This window comes from Flavobacteriaceae bacterium (genome assembly GCA_014075215.1).
GTDB lineage: Bacteria > Bacteroidota > Bacteroidia > Flavobacteriales > Flavobacteriaceae > Polaribacter.
This window is the reverse complement of record CP046177.1, coordinates 1,687,941-1,711,251: the sequence shown is the minus strand read 5'-3', so window position 1 is coordinate 1,711,251 and position 23,311 is coordinate 1,687,941. Positions and strand designations below refer to the sequence as shown.

General features: G+C 34.2%; 18 protein-coding genes. 12 read left to right on the top strand and 6 right to left on the bottom strand.

Annotated features, from left to right (window positions below; genetic code table 11):
- Position 1 precedes the first annotated feature (1 nt).
- The 6 genes from GKR88_08470 to GKR88_08445 form a co-directional block, all read right to left on the bottom strand.
- Positions 2-547, bottom strand: coding sequence for an ankyrin repeat domain-containing protein (locus tag GKR88_08470; protein ID QMU64315.1), 546 nt, complete (start codon positions 545-547; stop codon positions 2-4).
- Between the two features lie 68 nt (positions 548-615).
- On the bottom strand, positions 616-3,468 hold the full coding sequence (gene carB / locus GKR88_08465; GenBank protein ID QMU64314.1) for a carbamoyl-phosphate synthase large subunit: 2,853 nt from the start codon (positions 3,466-3,468) through the stop codon (positions 616-618).
- Between the two features lie 212 nt (positions 3,469-3,680).
- Positions 3,681-3,842, bottom strand: a complete 162-nt coding sequence (gene rpmH, locus GKR88_08460) for a 50S ribosomal protein L34 (GenBank protein QMU64313.1) — start codon at positions 3,840-3,842, stop codon at positions 3,681-3,683.
- A gap of 237 nt (positions 3,843-4,079) precedes the next feature.
- Positions 4,080-4,583 carry a hypothetical protein gene (locus GKR88_08455; protein ID QMU64312.1) on the bottom strand — a complete coding sequence of 168 codons (504 nt, stop codon included), beginning with the start codon at positions 4,581-4,583 and terminating at the stop codon, positions 4,080-4,082.
- Between the two features lie 30 nt (positions 4,584-4,613).
- Entirely contained in the window at positions 4,614-5,027 is a 414-nt protein-coding gene (locus tag GKR88_08450) for a hypothetical protein (GenBank protein QMU64311.1), read from the bottom strand.
- A 10-nt stretch (positions 5,028-5,037) separates the two neighbouring features.
- Entirely contained in the window at positions 5,038-6,798 is a 1,761-nt protein-coding gene (locus GKR88_08445) for a hypothetical protein (GenBank protein ID QMU64310.1), read from the bottom strand.
- A gap of 685 nt (positions 6,799-7,483) precedes the next feature.
- Here GKR88_08445 and GKR88_08440 point away from each other — a divergent pair.
- The 12 genes from GKR88_08440 (at position 7,484) to GKR88_08385 (ending at position 23,305) form a co-directional block, all read left to right on the top strand.
- Positions 7,484-8,629 carry an HD domain-containing protein gene (locus GKR88_08440; GenBank protein ID QMU66676.1) on the top strand — a complete coding sequence of 382 codons (1,146 nt, stop codon included), beginning with the start codon at positions 7,484-7,486 and terminating at the stop codon, positions 8,627-8,629.
- 186 nt (positions 8,630-8,815) lie between these two features.
- Complete coding sequence (lpxD, locus tag GKR88_08435; GenBank protein QMU64309.1) at positions 8,816-9,853, top strand: UDP-3-O-(3-hydroxymyristoyl)glucosamine N-acyltransferase; 1,038 nt, start codon at positions 8,816-8,818, stop codon at positions 9,851-9,853.
- A complete protein-coding gene (locus GKR88_08430) occupies positions 9,850-11,241 on the top strand; it encodes a bifunctional UDP-3-O-[3-hydroxymyristoyl] N-acetylglucosamine deacetylase/3-hydroxyacyl-ACP dehydratase (protein QMU64308.1) in 1,392 nt (463 codons plus the stop codon). The genes lpxD and GKR88_08430 overlap by 4 nt, the downstream gene beginning before the upstream one ends.
- A 2-nt stretch (positions 11,242-11,243) precedes the next feature.
- On the top strand, positions 11,244-12,029 hold the full coding sequence (gene lpxA / locus GKR88_08425; protein QMU64307.1) for an acyl-ACP--UDP-N-acetylglucosamine O-acyltransferase: 786 nt from the start codon (positions 11,244-11,246) through the stop codon (positions 12,027-12,029).
- 148 nt (positions 12,030-12,177) lie between these two features.
- Positions 12,178-12,744: an elongation factor P gene (gene efp / locus GKR88_08420; protein ID QMU64306.1), complete on the top strand. Its 567-nt coding sequence runs from the start codon at positions 12,178-12,180 to the stop codon at positions 12,742-12,744.
- Between the two features lie 2 nt (positions 12,745-12,746).
- Positions 12,747-13,673 (top strand): UDP-3-O-(3-hydroxymyristoyl)glucosamine N-acyltransferase, encoded by a 927-nt coding sequence (locus GKR88_08415; protein QMU64305.1) that lies wholly within the window; start codon positions 12,747-12,749, stop codon positions 13,671-13,673.
- Between the two features lie 110 nt (positions 13,674-13,783).
- Positions 13,784-14,659, top strand: coding sequence for a succinate--CoA ligase subunit alpha (gene sucD / locus GKR88_08410; GenBank protein ID QMU64304.1), 876 nt, complete (start codon positions 13,784-13,786; stop codon positions 14,657-14,659).
- A gap of 284 nt (positions 14,660-14,943) precedes the next feature.
- A complete protein-coding gene (locus GKR88_08405) occupies positions 14,944-17,913 on the top strand; it encodes an insulinase family protein (GenBank protein QMU64303.1) in 2,970 nt (989 codons plus the stop codon).
- Between the two features lie 344 nt (positions 17,914-18,257).
- Positions 18,258-19,004: a 3-oxoacyl-[acyl-carrier-protein] reductase gene (fabG, locus tag GKR88_08400; GenBank protein ID QMU64302.1), complete on the top strand. Its 747-nt coding sequence runs from the start codon at positions 18,258-18,260 to the stop codon at positions 19,002-19,004.
- A 333-nt stretch (positions 19,005-19,337) separates the two neighbouring features.
- Entirely contained in the window at positions 19,338-21,206 is a 1,869-nt protein-coding gene (locus GKR88_08395; protein QMU66675.1) for a VWA domain-containing protein, read from the top strand.
- A gap of 184 nt (positions 21,207-21,390) precedes the next feature.
- Complete coding sequence (locus tag GKR88_08390; GenBank protein ID QMU64301.1) at positions 21,391-22,221, top strand: prohibitin family protein; 831 nt, start codon at positions 21,391-21,393, stop codon at positions 22,219-22,221.
- A 211-nt stretch (positions 22,222-22,432) separates the two neighbouring features.
- Complete coding sequence (locus GKR88_08385; GenBank protein ID QMU64300.1) at positions 22,433-23,305, top strand: N-6 DNA methylase; 873 nt, start codon at positions 22,433-22,435, stop codon at positions 23,303-23,305.
- Positions 23,306-23,311: the final 6 nt, after the last annotated feature.

Below are 23,311 nucleotides of genomic sequence, written 5' to 3'. Positions count from 1 at the left end.
GTTATTGCTGTTTTAATAATTGTATTATTTTTTGTCTTCCCGAGAGTTTTGCATAATCCAGTGCAGAGTTTCCTCTGTTGTCTTTTAGAGTAGTGTCTGCTTGTGCTTTTATCAGTAATACGGCTATTTCTTCAAAATTAAATATAACGGCATAGTGCAATGCTGTAGTTCCGTTCGGATCAGAGATATTTACGTTGACATCCTTTTTTAAGAGCAATGTTACTAACTCTTTATTGTTTTTAATAGTTGCTGCCATCAAAGGTGTTCCATAATTGCTAGTAGCATCAATATTCTGAACACGATCTATTAAATATTTGGCTACCTCATTGTTACCATAATAACAAGCTAAAGCCAACGGAGTATAACCGGTATCATTTTCTGTATTTATACTATTAGGGTTTTCTTTAATAGCCGATTTTAATTCTTCGAGTGTACCGTTACGTGCAATATCAAAAATGGGAAGTTCTTGCGACCTTAGCACTCCTAAAGAAGTGATAAGAAAACAAAAAATCAGAGCCATACGTTTTTTGTAGTAATATTGTCTCATTTAATTATTTTAGTTACTTCTTGCTTGGTCGTAATCAGGAACTCATTATTACTACAAATATAGGTTTTTTATTTACTCAGGTACATTTTTCTTTTTGAGTATAACTCATAAAACTCATCATCACGTAAACTATCGATAAATAGAATACTTTCTCCTGTGCTTTTCATTTCAGGCCCTAATGTTTTATCGACATTTGGAAATTTATTAAATGAAAAAACAGGTTGTTTAATGGCATATCCTTCTAATTGCGGGTTGAAATTAAAATCTGCTACTTTATTCTCTCCCAACATGATCTTAGTGGCGTAATTTACATAAGGTTCTTTATACGCTTTTGCAATAAAAGGTACCGTTCTGGAAGCTCTGGGATTGGCTTCAATGATATATACTACTTCATCTTTGATGGCAAACTGAATATTTATCAATCCAACCGTACGGAGTGCTTTTGCAATGGTGTGGGTATGATCTATGATTTGCTGTATGACCAAGTCTCCCAGATTGAATGCCGGCAAGGTTGCATTGGAATCTCCCGAGTGAATCCCGCAGGGTTCTATATGTTCCATGATTCCAATAATAAGCACATTTTCGCCATCACAAATTGCATCTGCTTCCGCTTCAATGGCACCATCCAGATAATGATCTAACAGCAATTTATTATTGGGGATTTTTCGTAACAGGTCAACCACATGCTCCACCAACTCTTCTTTATTGATAACAATTTTCATTCCCTGTCCTCCCAAAACATAAGAAGGTCTTACCAAAATGGGGAAATTTAGCTGATCTGCCAACTCCAGTGCTTGATCTGCCGTTTCGGCAACACCAAATTCCGGGTATGGAATATGGTTATCTTTCAGCAAGGTTGAAAAATTGCCTCTATCTTCTGCCAAATCCAATGATTGATAGCCGGTTCCGATGATCTTAATCCCGTAGCGATCTAGTTTTTCGGCTAATTTAAGGGCAGTCTGCCCTCCCAGTTGAACAATCACCCCTTCCGGTTTTTCATGGCGAATGATATCGTAAATATGCTCCCAAAAAACCGGTTCAAAATATAATTTATCTGCGATATCAAAATCCGTAGAAACGGTCTCAGGGTTACAGTTAATCATGATGGTTTCATAGCCACATTCGGAAGCGGCCAAAACGCCGTGGACACAACAATAATCAAATTCAATTCCCTGTCCAATTCTATTAGGCCCGGAGCCTAATACCACTATTTTCTTTTTATCGCTTACAATACTTTCATTGTCCGAATATATTTTTCCCGACGCGGTTTCAATAACATTTTCAAAGGTAGAATAGTAATAAGGTGTTTTTGCTGTAAATTCTGCAGCGCAAGTGTCTACCAGTTTGTACACACGTTGAATGTTTAGTTCTTCTCTCTTGTTGTATACCTGGCTTTCCAAACAACCCAACATATGAGCTATCTGACGATCTCCATACCCTTTTTGCTTTGCTTCAAGTAGTAAACCTTTATCAATAGTATCTACCTGATACTTAGAAATTTCTTTTTCCAAATGGAACAATTCCTCATATTGTTTCAAATACCACATATCGATTTTTGTGATATCATAAATCTGGCTTAACGGAATTCCCATCTGAATGGCGTCATAAATTACAAATACGCGATCCCAGGAAGCATGGGTTAGCTTATCTATAATCTGATTGTAATCTTTATATCCTTTTCCGTCGGCACCTAGTCCGTTTCTCTTGATTTCCAGGGATTGTGTGGCTTTGTGCAATGCTTCCTGAAAAGAGCGTCCAATACCCATCACTTCCCCTACTGCTTTCATTTGCAGCCCTAATGTTCTGTCAGCTCCTTCAAATTTATCAAAGTTCCAACGTGGAATTTTTACAATGACATAGTCTAATGTCGGCTCAAACAATGCTGAAGTTGATTTCGTAATTTGATTGCTTAATTCATCCAAAGTATAGCCAATGGCTAATTTTGTGGCAACCTTTGCAATAGGGTATCCGGTAGCTTTACTTGCCAATGCCGACGAACGGGACACACGCGGGTTAATTTCTATAGCGATAATATCTTCTTTTTCATCCGGGCTTACCGCAAACTGGACATTACACCCTCCTTCAAAATCTCCAATACTGCGCATCATTTTTATTGCCATATTGCGCATTTTCTGATATGTTTTGTCAGACAGGGTCATTGCCGGGGCTACGGTAATAGAGTCTCCCGTATGGATACCCATCGGATCCATATTTTCAATAGAACAAATAATGACTACATTGTCATTCTTATCACGCAGTAATTCCAATTCATATTCTTTCCAGCCCGTCATTGCCTTGTCAATCATCACTTCATGGATCGGAGAAATTTCCAGGCCTCTGCGTAATAATTTATTAAAATCTTCTTCTTCATAGACAATTGCCGCTCCGGCTCCACCTAAGGTATAAGAGGCTCTGATACACAATGGAAATCCAAATTCTTGCGCAATTTCTTTTCCTTTCAAAAAAGAGGTTGCCGTTGCTTGCGGGGCCATAGCAACTCCAATTGTATTCATGAGTTCACGGAACTGTTCTCTATCTTCCGTAATATTAATTGCATTGATATCAACGCCTATCAGTTTTACATTAAAATCTTCCCAAATTCCTTTTTCATCAGCTTCAATACATAAGTTTAAAGCTGTCTGGCCTCCCATAGTTGGCAAAACCGCATCAATTTGCGGATGTTCTTTTAATACTTTGATAATTGATTTTGTGGTCAATGGCAATAAGTATACATGATCTGCCATTGAAGGATCAGTCATAATAGTTGCAGGATTGGAATTAATTAAAATAGTTTCAATTCCGTCTTCTCTCAGGGAGCGCAACGATTGTGAGCCGGAATAATCAAATTCGCAGGCTTGACCAATCACAATAGGCCCCGAACCGATTATTAAAATGGATTTTAGATCTTCTTTTTTAGGCATTTTGTATTATTTAACTTTTATTTTTTTAAAGAATGCTATTTTCTCAATGCCTTAATAAGAGTGTTGAACAAACTTTTTACTTGAAACTTTCAAACTTTGAACTCTGTTTAAGAGTACTTTTATTTAGATTTTGTAAAAATAATTTCTCCATAGGTATAAAAAAAGGTGTTACTTAAAAAAGCAACACCCTTATTATTAACAATTGTTAATCATTATTTTTTAGGTCTTGGTTCTGATGAAACAGATACTTTTTTTCTGCCTTTTGCTCTTCTGCGAGCCAATACTTTTCTACCGTTAGCAGAAGCCATTCTTTCTCTAAAACCATGCTTGTTTCTTCTCTTCCTTTTGGACGGCTGATAGGTTCTTTTACTCATTACAATATACCTTTAAATATCTTCTTTATACTTTTGCTTACAGTGAAAATCTATCTGCTAAAAGCGGATGCAAATATACAACTGTTTTTATTTTAGACAAATTCAAATACTAAAAAAGCAAAATTATTTTCTGTAGGTATATTCCGGCAGCTAATAACTATCAAAAAATCATCTCCTGATAATATTGGCTAAAAAAATTAGGATATTTTTTATTACCTTTATAAAACTTTTTCCAGTTTATATTTCCTCATATGGAAAACTACCCACTTCTCTTAAAACTATTTTTCCATTTTCTTTTGGTTCGCTAATATCATAAATAAGAATAGTTCTTTCTTTCCTAAATATAAAATCTCTAATATATTTCTCATCATTATTTTTAAAAAAATTATAATTTAGAACCAATCTATTTTCTAAATACGTAATATCTTTTTTTAGCACCTTATAACGATACATTTTATTTCTCATATGTACTATCTCTTTTTTAGCTTGTACAAGAAAAGATAAATGAAAAAGAACTTTTGTTTTAGGGTTAGATACTGTTTTTTTTAAAGGTTTCGTATATCTATAAATAATGGAAGCACTATCTTTTGTTTTATTGACAATCAAAGGGTTAAAAAAAACATGCTTGTACATAAATTTTTGATTTGCATCAAATTTTAGAATTATCGTATCTTTTGTTTTGTTTATTTGTCCGAAAAGATTACCGCAAAAAGACAATAATATGATCATAGTATATTTCATAATTAATTACAATTGTACTGCCCTTGAATTTTATTGTTTGGTAAAATAGGTCAACTTATCACCAAATCCTCCAATTGATTCTAAAGTCATTTTATCATCTCCCAGACTATTTATAGCATACTCCACCGTTTCTCCTACCCCTATAACATCGCTATTTATTGCAATTAATTTTAAAAAAGTATGTTCAGATCCATTAGGAGCAAATTCACTACTAATAGAATAAGTATATTCTTCTGCTGGATCCCCTTCAAAATACCAGTAACACACCCCATTCTCTTTAAATTCTAATCTCGTTGTAGGAGAGCTATCCTCAATCCAAATGCCTATAATTAGTTGTTTTTCTTCCTGTACTAAAGTAGATTGCTGAAAAAATAAAAATCCTGCAGTACTAATAAAAAGTAATCCTATTGCCGTTATTTTTAAAATTTGTTTTTTTGTTTTCATGATTTTGATTTTAGTTACATTGTATCGAATCTTTTGTTTTATTAAATAGGCTTTTTCTATGCGGTAATCCTTTACGTTTCGAATTAATATAGTAAGTAACTTTTTTTACCGATGTATTATTATTTATAGAAACTTTGCCCATTACCTTATTTTTGAAGAACCATAAAGCACTAATTACGGCAATTTCTTTATCAGAAGCAACCAAGCCCGGATTGGTAGTAAAATCCAGTGTGCTACCATACCTGCTTTGATAGTATGTCGTAAACTGCCGGTAATTATACCTTCCTGTTAGCTGAAAAATACCGCGTCCCCTGAATTTATAACCATCTCCGGTATTTACGTTTCCTAATTTAGTTTTTGCGCTTCTGTAAGTATCATCATACACTCTATTTGCAAATTTTTGTTTGTTTACATATATAGATGTAGAATCTCGCTTATAATCGTTGGGGTTTGCTTTTGTGGAATCTGCCGTAGGACTGGCAACAGTATTAAAGTATTTTTCCCAGTAATCCTTAGTTCCTAGCTTGGCCCACCTGTAATTCAGGTTTTCTTCAAAAGCTTCAAACTCGTCTTTTCCTGCGGGAGCAAAACTACTTTCATGTCCGGCTTGTGCCAGAAAGTGTTGTAGTTTTTCATCAGTATCAATACCGTAGTCTTTTCCGTGTTTGTTAATAGCATCTGCTATTTCTTCTAAAATATCTTCATCGGTATCCGTAAATACCTTTTTTAGATCATCTTTGGTCGTTTCACATTTGTCTACACATACTCCCTGATAATTCTCTATCTTACCTTCCGGGCATACACAATTTCCGTCCGAATCTTCCACTTTATTGGTATGTGGTGGACATACACAAACACCGTCTACCATCACCTTTCCACTTCCCTCAGGACATCTGGGGTCTGCCAACTCAACAGGAGCCGTAAGCGTTGTATCTCCATCACCACCGGAGCTTCCTCCTCCGCTACCTCCACCTCCAATAAGCTGATCTCCTCCGGAGCCATCATCTCCTCCCGGCGGGTCTCCCACAGGAGGATCCGGAACACCGTAGTTCTCACAGTGTGAAAAATCTATATATAACAGCGGACTACCGCTACAATAGGTAAACCCATCGTTTTGCAAAACCGGCCAGTGTCCGTCCGCATTGCCTCCCAAATTACACCGGTCATATACCAAAATACCGTCACAAGGACCGCTACCCGTACCACCACCGTCATTCGGAAAAACCCAATCAAAAGCATCTCTGGAAGACAGGTTGAGGCCTTCCAGGCTTAGGTATTCTTCGGAAATCACATACGAAGTGGCTTTTTCATACAATGTTTCGGAATCGGTAAGGTCAGTGAACTCATAGGAAACCAAAAAATAGGTAAACACACCATTGTGTTTTTTTACCAAAAAGTTTTCAAAATCAGAAGTTTCCAAAACAGGGCTTTCTGTCTGAAATGTCCAGGTAATGACATCGTCTATGACAATTCTGTTAATCTCATCGGTAAAAATGGTGAGGCCTGCTGCAACCTCAGTAGCACTTCTGCTGTAGATGCTTTGTAGCGAGTGCTTAGAAAATCGTCTTTCAATCAGAGGTAAAGAGGGTTTTATTTCCTTGTCTGCAAGTAGTTCCCGGTAAGTTATTTTCGTTAAGGAATACTTGAGCTTGTTAGAGGTAACGGTGTTTTGAGGATTCATAAAGTCTTCTCGGATACAGTTCCATAAGAACAAAGATAGACTAAAGACGAAGACCCCGATTTTGATACATGAAGTTTTTTTCATTTTCATGATTTAAAATTGTTTAAATTAGTTAATACGCACCGGTTTTGCTGTGTTTCATATAAACCACAACTACCGGATATTTTTTTACAGACATTTCTTAGTATGCCTCTGTTTCATACCGGAACAATAAATATTTATGTACTGCCCGGTTTATGCCTTTTTGTTTTATTCAAAAAAAGGCGGTGTTAAAAATCGTACAACAAAACAAGACGTCTGAAAAGGTATGGGGGTTATTAAAATTTAACTGCTTTCAATTTTTTTAAGCCATAGCCCTTTTATTTCGTTTATCAAGTCAAACCTATAAAAATAATTCTTAATATCCAAATATATGAGGATATTTTTTTTCAAAGTCGGAAAATTATAGAGTAGGCTCCTCTAAACACTCTAAAAATAATATTATTTTTAAAAAGAAATAAAAGTGTAAAGGTTTAATATTAAGAAGAATCATTAATTCCATTTAGGAAACTTTTTACCCCTTCAATCCTTCAATATTCAATCAAAAAGATCATTTTACCATCAAAATAATGCAAATTAAAAATAGCATTATTTGGTTTTGTTATGAAATTACATTTAGTTTGCGCAATATCCCAATAAAAGCCGGTTTTTGAAAACACATACGTATCATAAATTGAAATTGCTCAACGATCCTGTTTACGGATTTATCAGAATTCCTAATACCTTAATTTTTGATATGATAGAACATCCGTACTTTCAAAGATTAAGGAGAATTACTCAAATGGGTTTATCAAATATGGTATATCCGGGAGCAAATCATACCAGATTTCACCACGCAATAGGTTGCGTAAATTTAATGCAAAAAGTTGTCAGTATTTTACGTGTGAAGGGAGTTAAAATTTCCGATGAAGAAGAAAACGCATTGTACATTGCTATTTTGCTTCATGACATAGGGCATGGTCCATTTTCTCATGCTTTAGAACGAAGTATAGTTAACGGGATTTCACATGAGAAAATTTCCCTAATGTTCATGGAAGAATTTAATACCATTTTTGATGGAAAGTTAGAGATAGCCATTCAACTTTTTATCAATACGTATCACAGAACGTTTTTACATCAATTAATTTCAAGTCAGTTAGATATTGATAGATTGGATTATTTAAAAAGAGATAGTTTTTATACCGGAGTTGTCGAAGGTAATATTAGTTCGGATCGTATAATTGCTATGATGGATGTTGTAAATGATGAATTGGTAGTAGAAGCAAAGGCAATCTACTCAGTAGAAAAATTTATAGTCGCCAGAAGATTAATGTACTGGCAGGTATATTTGCATAAAACCAGTTTGGTAGCAGAAAATATGATCATAAAATTATTTCAAAGAGCGAGAGAATTAACAGAAAGGGGAGAACATGTAAAAGTTTACAGTTCATTAGATTTTTTTCTTACTACTAAAATTTCAACCATAAACTTTACACGGGAAGTACTACAAGAGTTTTCTAAATTAGATGATGTGGATGTGTTTTTTGCAATAAAAATGTGGCTGAATCATCCGGACAGGGTATTGTCTATACTATCAAAAATGATTTTTTATAGAAAATTTCTAAAAATAGAGATGAAAAATAATCCCATTAAAAAAGAAGTTTTGGATACAAAAATCAGAGTACTGAAAAAAACATATGGCATGAGTGATGATGAAGCAAAATATTTTGTTTTTTCAGGAAAAATCTCAAATTTAGCTTATGATAAAAAACAACCTGTAAAAATCATAAATGAAAAGGGGAAACCGGAAGATATCATAACATCTTCAAATCAGTTAAACCTACAGGCCCTTACCGAACCGGTAGTTAAGTATTTTGTTTGCTATCCAAAAAAAATGCTATGAAACGCTGTTAACACAGAATGGAAACTACAAATTTTTTGACTATTTTTTGGTTCTTAAAGCAGTTTTTGAAAAATATAGTTAGTTACCTTAGAAAAAAGGGCAGGAAAAAGAACAGAAAATACAATTTTTGGTATAGGATTAAGAGGCTTTGACCTAATTTTAAGTTTTTTTATACTTTTGCAATAGATGAAATTTACAGCTCAACAGATCGCAGGCATTTTAGAAGGAGTAGTAGTAGGTAATCCTGAAGAAGAGGTATCGAAACTTTCCAAAATAGAAGAAGGCGAAAAAGGAACGCTCACCTTTTTATCAAACCCTAAATACAATCAATATTTATATAGTACAAATGCTTCTGTAATCATTATAAATAAATCGATGGAATTAGAAAAAGATGTTACAGCTACCTTAATTAAAGTAGACAATGCATATGAATCTTTTTCTAAATTATTAGAATTTTATAATGAGGTGAAAAAAAACAAATCCGGAAGAGAAAAACCGTATTTTTTATCAGCATCTACAAAAATAGGGATCAATGAATATATTGGTGCTTTTACTTACATAGGTGATAATGTATCTATTGGTGATAATGTCAAAATTTATCCAAATACATATATAGCAGATAATGTAACCATAGGTGATAACTGCACTATTTTTTCGGGCGTAAAAATATATTCGGAAACTCAAATAGGTAACCATTGTACCATACATGCAAATTGTGTGATTGGTTCTGACGGCTTTGGCTTTATACCCAATGAAAAAGGGGAATACAAAGCAGTCCCACAAACAGGAAATGTAATTATAGAAGATCATGTGGATATTGGCTCCGGGTCAACTATAGACCGAGCAACTTTAGGTGCTACCATTATCAGAGAAGGTGTAAAACTAGACAATCAAATTCAAATCGCGCACAACGTGGAAATTGGGAAAAATACTATAATAGCCGCTCAAACAGGAGTTGCAGGGTCAACCAAAATTGGAAGCAACTGTATGATCGGCGGTCAGGTAGGAATTGTCGGCCATTTAACTTTAGGAAATAATATAAGAATACAAGCACAATCCGGAATTACAAAAAATTTAAAAGACAATGAAATTGTCCAGGGAACACCCGCATTTGGGTATTCGGATTTTAACAAATCCTATGTCTATTTTAGAAATTTACCTAAAATTGCAGCGTCAATTAATAAAATGCAAAAAGAACTACAGCTAAAAAACGAAAAGTTATGAGTAAGAAACAGAAAACAATACAAAAAGAAATCAGTTTATCGGGCGTAGGTTTGCATACGGGAAATCATGTAACACTAACCTTTAAACCGGCACCTGAAAATCATGGCTATGCTTTTGTAAGAGTTGATTTGGAAGAGCTTCCCACCATAGAAGCAAAAGCAGAATATGTTATCAACACACAAAGAGGTACTAATTTGGAGAAAAACGGTGTGCCAATTCAAACATCAGAACATGTTTTAGCTGCAGCAGTTGGTTTGGATATAGACAATCTCTTAATTGAAATAAATGCATCTGAGCCACCGATTATGGATGGTTCTTCAAAATATTTTGTAGAAGCTTTGGAAAAAGCCGGTGTCCGTGAACAGGAAACAGAGATAGAGGAATACATTGTAAAAGATATTATCTCTTATAGAGACGATTTTACAGGGAGTGAAATCATATTAATGCCGTCGGACGAGTATCAGGTAACAACAATGGTAGATTTTGGCACAAAAATATTAGGAACACAAAATGCTACTTTAAATACCATTTCCGATTTTAAAAAAGAAATAGCTGCCGCAAGAACATTTAGCTTCTTACACGAAATAGAAATGCTACTGGAAAATGATCTCATAAAAGGAGGTGACTTAAAGAATGCAATTGTATATGTAGATAAAGAATTATCGGAAGAAACAATGCAAAGACTAAAAAAAGCATTTAAAAAAGAAAATATTTCAGTAAAACCTAACGGTATTTTAGATAATTTAAACTTACATTGGGCCAATGAAGCAGCAAGACATAAATTGCTGGACGTAATTGGAGACTTGGCCTTGACAGGTATTCGGATTAAGGGAAAGGTAATAGCGAATAAACCGGGACACCTTGTAAATACGCAGTTTGCCAAGAAGTTAGCAAAAATTATAAAAACAGAAAAAAGAAATAAAGTTCCGCAATACGATTTAACAGCCGAGCCGCTTATGAATATCCACCAGATAATGGATATATTACCACATAGACCGCCATTTCTACTAGTAGATCGCATTTTGGAATTGTCTGAAAAACATGTAGTTGGAATGAAAAATGTGACTATGAATGAAGATTTCTTTGTAGGGCATTTCCCGGGAGCCCCCGTAATGCCAGGAGTATTACAAATAGAAGCAATGGCACAGTGCGGAGGGATTTTAGTATTGAGCACCGTACCCGACCCTGAAAATTATTTGACTTATTTCATGAAGATTGATAATGTTAAATTCAAGCAAAAAGTATTACCCGGTGATACATTGATATTCAAATGCGAATTGTTAACGCCAATAAGAAGAGGAATTGCTCATATGCAAGCATATGGGTATTCAAACAATAAATTAGTGGTTGAAGCTGAACTTATGGCACAAATATCGAAAAGAAAATAACTATGAATCAACCGCTGGCGTATGTTCACCCTCAGGCAAAAATAGCACGTAATGTTGTTATTGAACCCTTTACAACAATTCATGGAAATGTTCAAATTGGTTCGGGAACATGGATAGGTTCAAATGTAACGATTATGGAAGGAGCAAGAATTGGTAAAAATTGTAGGATTTTCCCCGGAGCCATTATTTCTGCTATCCCACAAGATTTAAAGTTTGAAGGAGAGGACTCGCTCACTATCATAGGAGACAATACCACTATAAGAGAGTGCGTTACCGTAAACAGAGGTACAAATGCTTCGGGTAAAACAAAAATCGGGAAAAATGTCCTGATTATGGCCACTGCCCATATTGCACACGATTGTCATATTGGAAATAATGCCATTGTTGTAAATGGAGTAGCACTGGCAGGTCATGTCAATATTGGCAATTATGCTATTATAGGAGGGTTAGCTGCTGTACATCAGTTTATTCATATCGGAGATCATGCCATGGTTTCCGGAGGATCTTTAGTTAGAAAAGATGTGCCTCCATATACTAAAGCAGCAAAAGAACCGCTCTCTTATGTCGGAATTAATTCTATAGGATTGAGAAGAAGAGGTTTTAGTACTAAGAAAATAAGGGAAATTCAAAATATATACAGAATACTGTATCAGAAGAACTACAATAACTCTCAAGCAGTAGAAAAAATAGAAGCAGAAATGGAAGCAACCTCGGAAAGAGATGAAATTATCTTATTTATTCGTAACTCTCAAAGAGGTATTATGAAAGGATACTGGGGAGGAGGATAAACACATAAGAATAATGGCTGACTTACAAAAGAAAGCAAAAGATAGTTTAAATAAATTACAAATTTTAAATTCACAATTATAATTTTATCCCCTCAATGTAACTGATTTAATTTAATTTTTGTGAAATTAATTTTTAGACTTAATATAAATGGCAACAACATCAGATATCAGAAATGGACTGTGTATTCGTTATAATGACGATATATATAAGATAGTAGAATTTTTACATGTAAAACCCGGAAAAGGCCCTGCTTTTGTAAGAACCAAACTAAAAAGTGTTACCAATGGAAAAGTGATAGATAATACCTTTCCTGCGGGAAGAAGAATTGAGGATGTAAGAGTAGAAACTCACAAATTTCAATATCTTTATAATGAGGGTGATACGTACCATTTTATGCATCAACAAGATTATTCTCAGATCTCATTGCAAAAAAATGTGTTAGACGCTCCGGAACTAATGAAAGAAGGTGAAATCGTCACGGTAATTATCAATTCGGAAGATGAAATGCCATTATCAGTAGAAATGCCGGCAAATGTAGTACTGGAAGTCACACACACAGAACCCGGAGTAAAAGGAAACACGGCAACCAACGCCACCAAACCGGCTACCGTAGAAACCGGAGCATTAGTACATGTGCCTTTATTTATCAATGAAGGAGATAAAATAAGAGTAGAAACAACCAAAGGTACTTACCAGGAACGTATTAAAGAATAATTTTGAAATTCCAAGCCCCGCAAACTCTCTGTAAGATAGCAACACTTATCAATGCAAAATATATAGGTGAAGCTGATTTTTCAATAACGGGAATCAATGAAATTCACGTAGTGGAAAAAGGAGATATTGTTTTTGTAGATCACCCAAAATATTACAATAAAGCCTTAGATTCTAACGCTACAACAATACTAATCAACAAAGAGGTAGATTGCCCAAAAGGGAAATCTCTTCTAATTTCTGACGACCCCTTTCGGGATTTTAATAAAATTATTAAACATTTTCATTCATTTGTCGGCTCAAAAGAAATGGTGTCCGACTCTGCCGTCATTGGAAAGCATACTATCATCCAACCTAATGTGTTTATTGGCCATAATGTTACAATAGGGGAAAATTGTGTGATACATCCCAATGTAACGATCTACGATAATACTATCATTGGCAATCATGTTACTATCCATGCAAATACTGTTTTAGGGGCCGATGCCTTTTATTACAAGAAAAGAACAGAAGGGTATGATAAATTAATCTCATGTGGCAATGTTGTAATAGAAGACTATGTTGATTTGGGAGCTTCTTGTACTATAGATAGGGGAGTTACCGGTAGTACCACCATTAAAGAAGAAACCAAAATTGACAATCAGGTTCAGGTAGGGCATGACACTATTATTGGTAAAAAATGTTTAATTGCTTCACAAGCAGGAATTGCGGGTTGTGTTATCATAGAAGATGAAGTCATTATTTGGGGTCAGGTAGGTATAACAAGCGGAATTACTATAGGAAAAAGAGCAGTAATACAAGCGCAGTCCGGTATCAGTAAATCTTTAGAGGGAGGAAAAGTATATTTCGGCTACCCGGCCGAAGAATACAAATCAAAACTAAAAGAATTGGCGACAATTAAACGAATTGTAAAAGGTTTTAGCAATAAATAATAGCATTTTTTTGAGAAAAATAAAAATAATATAAATTGCAGCAATCCCTTTTTTGATAGCAGTCAAAAAGCTATTTTTGCCTGACTAAAAATAAACAGAAAATAAATTCCATGAGTGTTTTAGTAAATAAAGATTCCAGAATAATAGTACAAGGTTTTACAGGTAGTGAGGGAACTTTCCATGCAGAGCAAATGATTGATTATGGCACTAACATCGTTGGTGGAGTTACTCCGGGCAAAGGAGGCCAAAAACATTTGGGCAAACCTGTTTTTAACACAGTTAAAGATGCTGTACAAGCTGTACATGCAAATACAGCTATCATATTTGTACCGCCGACGTTTGCTGCCGATGCAATCATGGAATCTGCCAATGCGGGAATTTCAGTAATTATCTGTATTACGGAAGGTATTCCTACCGCTGATATGGTAAAAGTAAAATCGTATTTAAAAGACAAAAATTGCATTTTAGTTGGTCCCAATTGCCCGGGTGTTATCACTCCTGAAGAGGCAAAAGTGGGAATTATGCCGGGATTTATCTTTAAGAAAGGAAATGTAGGCATCGTGTCAAAATCAGGTACGTTAACTTATGAGGCTGCAAATCAGGTAGTAAAACAAGGGTATGGTATTACTACTGCCATTGGTATCGGCGGAGATCCGATCATTGGTACAACTACAAAGGAAGCTATAGAAATGTTAATGAATGATGATGATACAGAAGCTATTGTCATGATTGGTGAAATTGGGGGAAATCTTGAAGCGGAAGCAGCAGAATGGGTAAAAGCTGATGGAAACAGAAAGCCTGTAGTAGGTTTTATAGCTGGTCAAACTGCGCCGGCAGGAAGAACAATGGGACATGCGGGAGCCATCGTTGGAGGTGCTGATGATACGGCAAAAGCAAAGATGAAAATACTGGCTAAGAATGGCATCCATGTAGTAGATTCTCCTGCTAAAATAGGTGCAAAGGTTGCAAAAGTTTTAACAAGTTAAAGTTAAAAAGTTTGAAATTGAAAAAGTTTATATGAGTTCTTTTATTATAAATTTTACTTAATAGTCTTATAAATAAAATTTATAGTGTTATTAAAAAACTTAGAACTTGAACCTTTCAAACTTTCAAACTTTTCAACTATACTCTTTTTGATGTAAAAACACAAAATCTGCTGTGATAACGGACAACCAATTAATTAAAAGATTGTTAAAATTTTAAAATAACGCTGTAAAACCTGTTGAATTTGTAAATTTGACAGATTTTTTTATTAACCAAAAGCAATACTATGAGACAATTTAAGTTGTTATTTACGAGTGCTTTAGTACTATTTATAGCGTTTATTAGTTGTAAAACCGATAGCGGAAAAAGCTATGAAGTAACATTGCAAAAAGATACGAATGGCTTTACTTATGAAACCGTTGAAAATGATCCTACGGGATTACGTTTATATACGTTGGATAATGGTTTAAAAGTATATTTAAGCCAAAATTCTGATGAACCAAAAATTCAAACCTATATTGCTGTTAAGGCAGGTTCTAATTATGATCCGAAAGAATCTACCGGTTTAGCCCATTATTTAGAGCATATGGTGTTTAAAGGAACACACAAGATCGGTACTACAGATTGGGAAAAAGAAAAGGTATATTTAGATAAAATTTCTGATCTATATGAAAAACACAGAGCAGAAAAAGATTCGGAAAAGAAAAAAGCCGTCTATAAAGAAATAGATAACGTTTCTTTAGAAGCTTCAAATTATTCAATTGCCAATGAATATGATAAAATGACAGCTTCCTTAGGAGCTACGGGAACCAATGCGTATACTTGGTTTGAGCAAACCGTATATACCAATAAAATTCCCGCAAATGAATTGAATAAATGGCTAGATCTGGAATCCGAGCGTTTTAGCAGATTGGTTTTACGTCTGTTTCACACGGAATTAGAAGCAGTATTTGAAGAATTTAACAGAGGTCAAGACAGTGATTTTAGAAAACGTTATGCTGCTATGTTAAAAGGCTTATTTCCGAAACATCCATACGGGCAACAAACTACCATTGGTACGGGTGAACATCTAAAAAACCCTTCTATGGTAGATATTCATAACTATTTTAACAAATATTATGTGCCCAATAATATGGCAATTGTATTGGTTGGAGATTTTGAATTTGAATCGACAATCCAAAAGGTAAATGACACCTTTGGTAAGTTTGAAAAGAAAGAACTGGTACATCCGACATTACCAAAAGAAGAAGCAATTACAAAACCTATTGAAAATGAAGTTTTCGGGCCTACATCAGAATCCATTTCCATTGCCTATAGAGCAGCAGGAGTGAATACCAAAGAAGAGAAATTAGTAACGCTTTGTGATATGATTATGGCAAATGGAAATGCCGGAATTATTGACTTGAACTTAAACCAAAAGCAATTGGTGCAAAGAGCCAGTTGCTCGCCAACATTTTTAAATAATTACGGATATCACACGTTTACCGGATCGCCAAAATCTGGTCAAACATTGAAGGAAGTCGAAGAGTTACTATTAGCTCAAATAGAAAAACTTAAAAAAGGATCGTTTGAAGATTGGATGATAGAAGCTGTAGTAAATGATTTAAAATTAAGTCAAACAAGACAGTATGAAAATAATACGGCACTGGCAGGTGCTTATGTGAACGCTTTTATTTATAAGCAAAATTGGGTAGACAGAGTAAAGTTTTTAGATGATTTAAAGAGTATCAGCAAACAGGAACTGGTAGCTTTTGCAAATGATTTTTATCAGGATAATTATGTGGTTACCTATAAGAGAAAAGGAGAAGACACATCTGTTGTAAAAGTGGAGAATCCCGGAATTACACCAGTACATTTAAATAGAGATAAAAGTTCGGATTATTTATTGACATTCAATAAAAAAGAATCGGAACCTCTCCAACCTAAATTTATTGACTACAAAAAAGCAATTAAGGAAACAAAAACCGATAACGGAATTAACGTTTCCTACGTAGAAAATAAGAACAATGATTTATTCAATATGAATATTATTTTTGATATGGGTAGTGATCATGATAAAAAACTATCCCTTGCTGCCGGATACTTGGAATACATCGGGACAGGTAAATATACCAACGAAGAATTGAAAAAAGAGTTTTATAAACTGGGAATTTCTTATTATGTAAGTACTGCAAGAGATAAAACGTATGTTGGCATCAACGGGTTAAAAGAAAACCTGTCACAAGGGCTGGCGCTGTTGGAGCACCTTTGGGATAACGCCAAAGCGGATAAAGAAGCTTACGATAAGTATGTGGAGAAGATCTATAAGGGACGCCAGGATGGAAAAACCCAAAAAGGAAATATTCTATGGAACGGATTGATGAATTATGGCAAATACGGAGAAGAATCTCCGCTGAGAGACATTATGCAAATGGATGAGTTAAAAGCCATTGATCCGGAAGATTTGGTTTCTTTAATTAAAGACATGAAAAATTATCAGCAACGAGTTTTTTATTATGGCAAAGATATTGATGCTGCCGTAGCTTCATTAAATACGGAACACAAAATTTTCGGAGATTTAAAAGAATACCCGTTCAAAAAAGAATACAAAGAAACCGAGACCGGAGGAAATGTATTCTTTACCGACTATGATATGGTGCAAACAGAAATGCTGTTTTTGGCTAAAGGAGCACCTTTCAAACCAGAAAATATGGCTGCCTCAACACTGTTTAATACGTATTTTGGAAGCGGGCTGTCATCTATCGTATTTCAAGAAATCAGAGAGTCCAAATCCTTGGCATATTCAGCTTTTGCTTCTTACAGTAATGCCTCTGAAAAAGATTCACCGAATTATGTAATGGCATATGTAGGTACACAAGCAAATAAATTAGAACAGGCAGTAGATGCCATGATGGAGTTGATGAATGATATGCCGGAAGCAGAGAAACAATTTAATGCAGCAAAAGAATCTACATTAAAAAAACTAGCAGCACAAAGGATAACAAAATCTAATATTTTCTGGTCATATGAAAGATTAAAAAAATTAGGAATTGACAACGATCACAGAGAAGTTATGTATAATACCATAAAAAATATGACTATGAACGACTTAAGAGTATTCTTTGATAAAAATATTAAAGGAGAATCTTACAATGTAATGGTCATTGGCAATAAAAAAGATTTGGATGTTGCCTCTCTGAAAAAATTAGGAATAATTAAAGAACTAGATGTAGATTATTTATTTAACTATGTGAAAACTGAAAAAGTAAAGCAATAGAAATAACACCATAAAGAAATAAAAAATCCGTAAAACTTGCTTTACGGATTTTTTATTGGACAAAAAGAAATAGATATGAGACCTTTGCAGAATTGATTTGGCAAAAAAGTTCGACGCCCGAAGAAAAATTTGAACCGGAATAACCTGTTGGTTTTGAGGGTTTAAAATTTTCGAGAAGGAAGAAATTTGAAGCCAAATCAATTTTAATACGGAATATATCACTATTTTGCAAAGGTCTCGATATATTAAAGAGTTGATAGATATTTCCATGCTTTCCGTTTGGTGCTTTCAAATTTTAAACGAGTATTATTTAGTATATTTGAATGCCTAAATCAGATCATTAAATGAAATTATTAGAAAATAAAACTGCAATTATTACGGGTGCTACCAGAGGAATAGGTAGAGGAATTGCTCTGGAGTTTGCAAAACAGGGGGCTAATGTAGCTTTTACATATAACGCTTCAGTCAGCGCTGCCGATATATTGGAATCGGAATTAAATTCGCTAGGTGTAAAAGCCAGAGGATATCAATCTAATGCTGCTGAATTTGATACCGCTCAGGAGTTAGTAAAATCAGTTTTAGAAGAATTTGGCACTATTGCTATTTTAGTCAACAATGCAGGAATTACAAAAGATAATTTGTTGATGAGAATTTCCGAAGAAGATTTTGATCATGTCATTGAAGTAAATTTAAAATCGGTTTTTAACCTTACAAAAGCAGTGATCAGGCCTATGATGAAGCAAAGAGGGGGCTCAATAATCAATATGAGTTCCGTTATAGGGCTAAAAGGAAATGCAGGTCAGTCAAATTATGCAGCATCCAAAGCAGGAATTATAGGGTTTTCCAAATCCATAGCTTTAGAATTGGGATCTAGGAATATCAGAAGCAATGTCATTGCTCCGGGTTTTATAGAAACCGAAATGACAGCAAAATTAGATGAAGCGGTAGTGCAGGGGTGGAGAGATGCCATTCCTCTGAAAAGAGGAGGAACTCCGGAAGATATTGCACATGCCTGTGTTTTTTTAGCGTCGGATATGAGTGCCTATGTTACAGGTCAAACAATAAGTGTTGACGGCGGAATACTTACTTAAAAAAGATAATAAACCTATACATAATTTGATAGGGCTAATGAGCGTTTGACTCTTTAGATGCTAAATGAATTGAAAGAATTTTCAATCTGAAATTTTTGCTCTGATGCTTTGCTAATATGGGTAGGTTTTTCTTTTTAAAAGAGCTTATTTATAATTTATATTTTTTAAAATAATGTGAATTTAGAAACCGGTTTTTTTATTGGTATTGCCCTTATGTTAAGTTTGGGAGTTGGCTATTTTCAATATTTCTATAGATCAAAAAGTAGAAATAGTGTAACGTATTTTCTGTATAGCTTGCGATCACTTAGTATTTTTCTCCTATTACTGCTTTTTATCAATCCGACAATTAAGCATACGGAAATAATAGATACAAAACCTCGGTTAGCCGTTTTGGCAGATAATTCCGAATCTGTAGCCTATTTCAAAGAAGAAGAACAGGTGAATACCATTCTAAACGATTTTAAGAATCATACGCAGTTAAATAATAAGTTTACTGCTTCTTATTTTTCTTTTGGGAATCGCTTTAAAAAATTAGACAGTATAACCTATTCGGAGACTCAAACTAATATAAATGAAGCTATAACATCCGTTCACTCTATTTTTGAAGATACCGTTGGTGCTGTTGTACTCATTACTGACGGGAATCAAACTTATGGAAACGATTATGAATTTTCAAATTCACCCAAACCCATATACCCAATAGTTATTGGAGATACTACAAAACATACGGATCTAAAAATAAGCCGGTTACATGTAAATAGATATAGCTATCTCAACAATCGGTTTCCCATAGAGAGTTTGTTATATTATGAAGGGGAAGAAACCGTTTCCAGTGTTTTTACGATCAGTACAAACGGAAAAAGAGTTTTTTCAAAAAGACTTACTTTTTCCGATACTAAAAGAACTGCGACAATACAAACATCACTTCTATCATTAAAAAAAGGTAAAAACTACTATACGGCATCTATACAAAAAATCAAAGGAGAGAAAAACACTGCTAATAATAGTAAAACATTTGCCATAGAAGTAATAGACGAACAAACCAAGGTGCTCATCATCACTTCGGTTTTACATCCGGATGTAGGAGCGCTTAAAAAGTCTATAGAAACTAATAAGCAGAGAAAAGCCGATATAAAAGTGATAGGCAAAGAAACTTTTAATATTGAGAACTATCAATTAGTATTATTATATCAGCCCAATACTAAATTTAATACTGTTTTTGATGCCATAAAAAAAAATAAAGCTCATTATTTTATAGTAACAGGTACAAAAACAGATTGGTCGTTTTTAAATAGACAACAACTGGGAGTACGGAAAAATATCATCAGTAAATCAGAAAATTACAGTGCAGGTTATAATGCAAATTTTTTAACTTTTTCTCAAGATGATATTGGTTTTAGTCAATTCCCTCCGTTGACGGATGCCTTTGGAGAAAACATATTTTCAAAAGCATACGAACCCCTGTTGTTCCAGAATATTAAAGGAATTGCATTTGATACCCCTTTATTGGCAACGATTGAAGAAGGCGAGCAAAAATCCGCGATCCTTTTTGGCGAAGGAATATGGAAATGGAGGGCAGCAAGTTATTTGAATTCAACTACTTTCGAAGTTTTTGATCATTTTATCTCTAACTTAATACAATACGTGACTTCAACAAAAATTAGAAAAAGACTGGACGTCACGGTAGATGACCTGTTTCCTGCAAATGCACCCATAGCTGTTACCGCACTTTATTTAGACAAAAATTATAGGTTTGACAGCCGGGTGTCGTTGAGTATGGAAATTACAAATTCGGATCAAAGCATACAAAGAGGGTTACCATTTTCAGTTGTAGGAAATTCATATCAGTTACAAATAGAAAACCTACCTGCAGGCGATTATCTTTATACCGTCAAGGTAAAAGATCAGGAAATAACCGCATCGGGAAATTTTAAAATAACGACTTTTAAAATTGAAGAGCAATTTACGAATGCCAATACGGATAAATTATATAAAATAGCCGACAAAACAGGAGGGAAATCATACTATAAAACAGCCTGGCGTTCGCTGATTCAAGATTTGTTAGATGATTCAAGATTTTATACTACTCAGAAAGCAGTAACAAAAAATAAACATTTTATTGATTGGGAATGGTTGTTAGTACTTCTGGTGATATTATTATCAGGCGAGTGGTTTATTAGAAAATATTACGGAAAAATATAATAATACAGTTTAAAGTTAGAAAATTTCACGTTGGAAAGTGTAAAAGTTGAGTTGAAAACCTACTTAGCACTTTAAAACTTAATACCCGGAACTTTATAGATTAAAGCAAATTTTTACACTTCCCAACCTACTAACTTTTCAACTTTTAATTGTACATTTGATTAAATTTAAAAATTCAGTAAAAATGGCAAGAAATCAAGTAGAGTTTAAATTCCCAAAAGGAGGGGTAATCACTATCATCGTAATCATTCTGGGAATTATTTTTATTTCCAAATCGGCCGTGACCATAGGTCCGGGAGAAGGAGGAGTAGTCTTTGAACGTTTTGGAGATGGTATCAATACGAAAAAAACGTATGGAGAAGGGTTTAATATTGTAGCCCCCTGGAACAAAATGATCATTCGCAAAGTACGCCAACAATCCATTTCCGATGAAATGAATGTACTTTCGGTAAACGGATTGGAAGTTAAAGTAAGTGGAACCGTCTGGTATGAACCTGAATTTAACAATTTAGGAAGCCTGATTAAAACAAAAGGAGAAGACTACGAAAGAGAATTATTATATCCGGCTATTAATGCGGCGGCTAGGAGCGTGGTAGGAAGATATACGCCGGAGCAACTATACTCAAGTAAAAGAGATGCTATTCAAAATGAAATTCTTGAAGAAGTACAACAGGTTTTAAAAGATCAGTATTTGGTTGTAAAAAGAGTATTGGTAGAAGACGTAAAATTACCTCCGACCATCAGAACAGCTATCGAAACCAAACTCAAACAAGAACAAGAATCTTTGGAATATGAGTTTAGATTGGCTAAAGCCAAGAAGGAAGCGGAGCGTCAAAAAATTGATGCGGAAGGAAAAGCTATAGCCAATAAAATTCTCAGTGCATCTTTAACAGATAAAATTTTACGTGAAAAAGGCATTGAAGCCACTTTAAAGCTATCGGAGTCTCCTAACAGCAAGGTCATTGTAATTGGTTCCGGAAAAGATGGCATACCGCTTATTTTAGGAAATCAGTAAAAAGTATACTCTTTTTATATAACTAAGAGACTGTCTGAGGAGGCAGTCTTTTTTTGCGATTTACTGAGTTATTTTTTAGCTTTAATACCATTTCTGACTTAAATTTGCATCCAGGAGGAAAAAGTACAGGTACGTATAAGGCGAGTTAAATTAATTAATCACAAATTGAAGCTGGAAATTGTAACTTGAACAAGTGAAATTGAAGTTGTAAATATGGCAAAAGGATAAAGGGAGTGGTAAATGGAACAAAGTAACAAAACTTAAGAAAAGAGAGGAACCTCAAGTACTTTTCATAGAAAGATGCATGGAATTGCTAAAAGATGGTGGTAAAATGGCTATGGTTCTTCCAAGCGGAATTTTAGGAAATGAAAGAGAAAGCTATCTAAGAGAATACATTCTGAATAAAGGTAATTTATTTGTTATAGTTGAATTACCGTTTGAAACTTTTAGCCCAAATGTTACAATAAATACAAGTGTTCTTTTCATCAAAAAAGGAAAATTAAATAAAAACAAAGAGCTATTTATTTCGATAAATGAATATTGCGGACATGACAAAAAAGGAAGGTCAATTAAGCAGGATGATATACCTAATGTTGCAAAGTTCTTTCATTCAAAAGAGTCGAATGAAAACAATTTTTTTATTAACTCATCAATGCTTGAACATAGTTTTATAGCTAAAAGGTATTTACAGAAATATGTTGATAATATAAATAAACTGGAAAAAAGTAAATACCCGATAGTTGCGTTAGGCTCTTTAATAAAGACGGTTCATAACGGAGCTAATATTGATGATTCTTCGATATATGTAAAAGAAAATGAAGGCGTACCATATATTTTGGTAAAATCAATTACAAAAGAAGGTATCAATTTTGAGAATTTAAAGCATATTAGAAAAGATTTAATTACTCATAAAGATGTCATTAAGAATCGAGTTTCTGAGAAAACTATAGTAATGACAAGAGCTGGAAATGCCGGAATTTCTTCAAATATTCCACCGGATTTGGTAAATGGAATTGCTTCTAGTTTTTTAATTAACATTCACGCTGACTTAAAAAAAGTAAATCAATACTATTTAGTAGTATAATTCCCC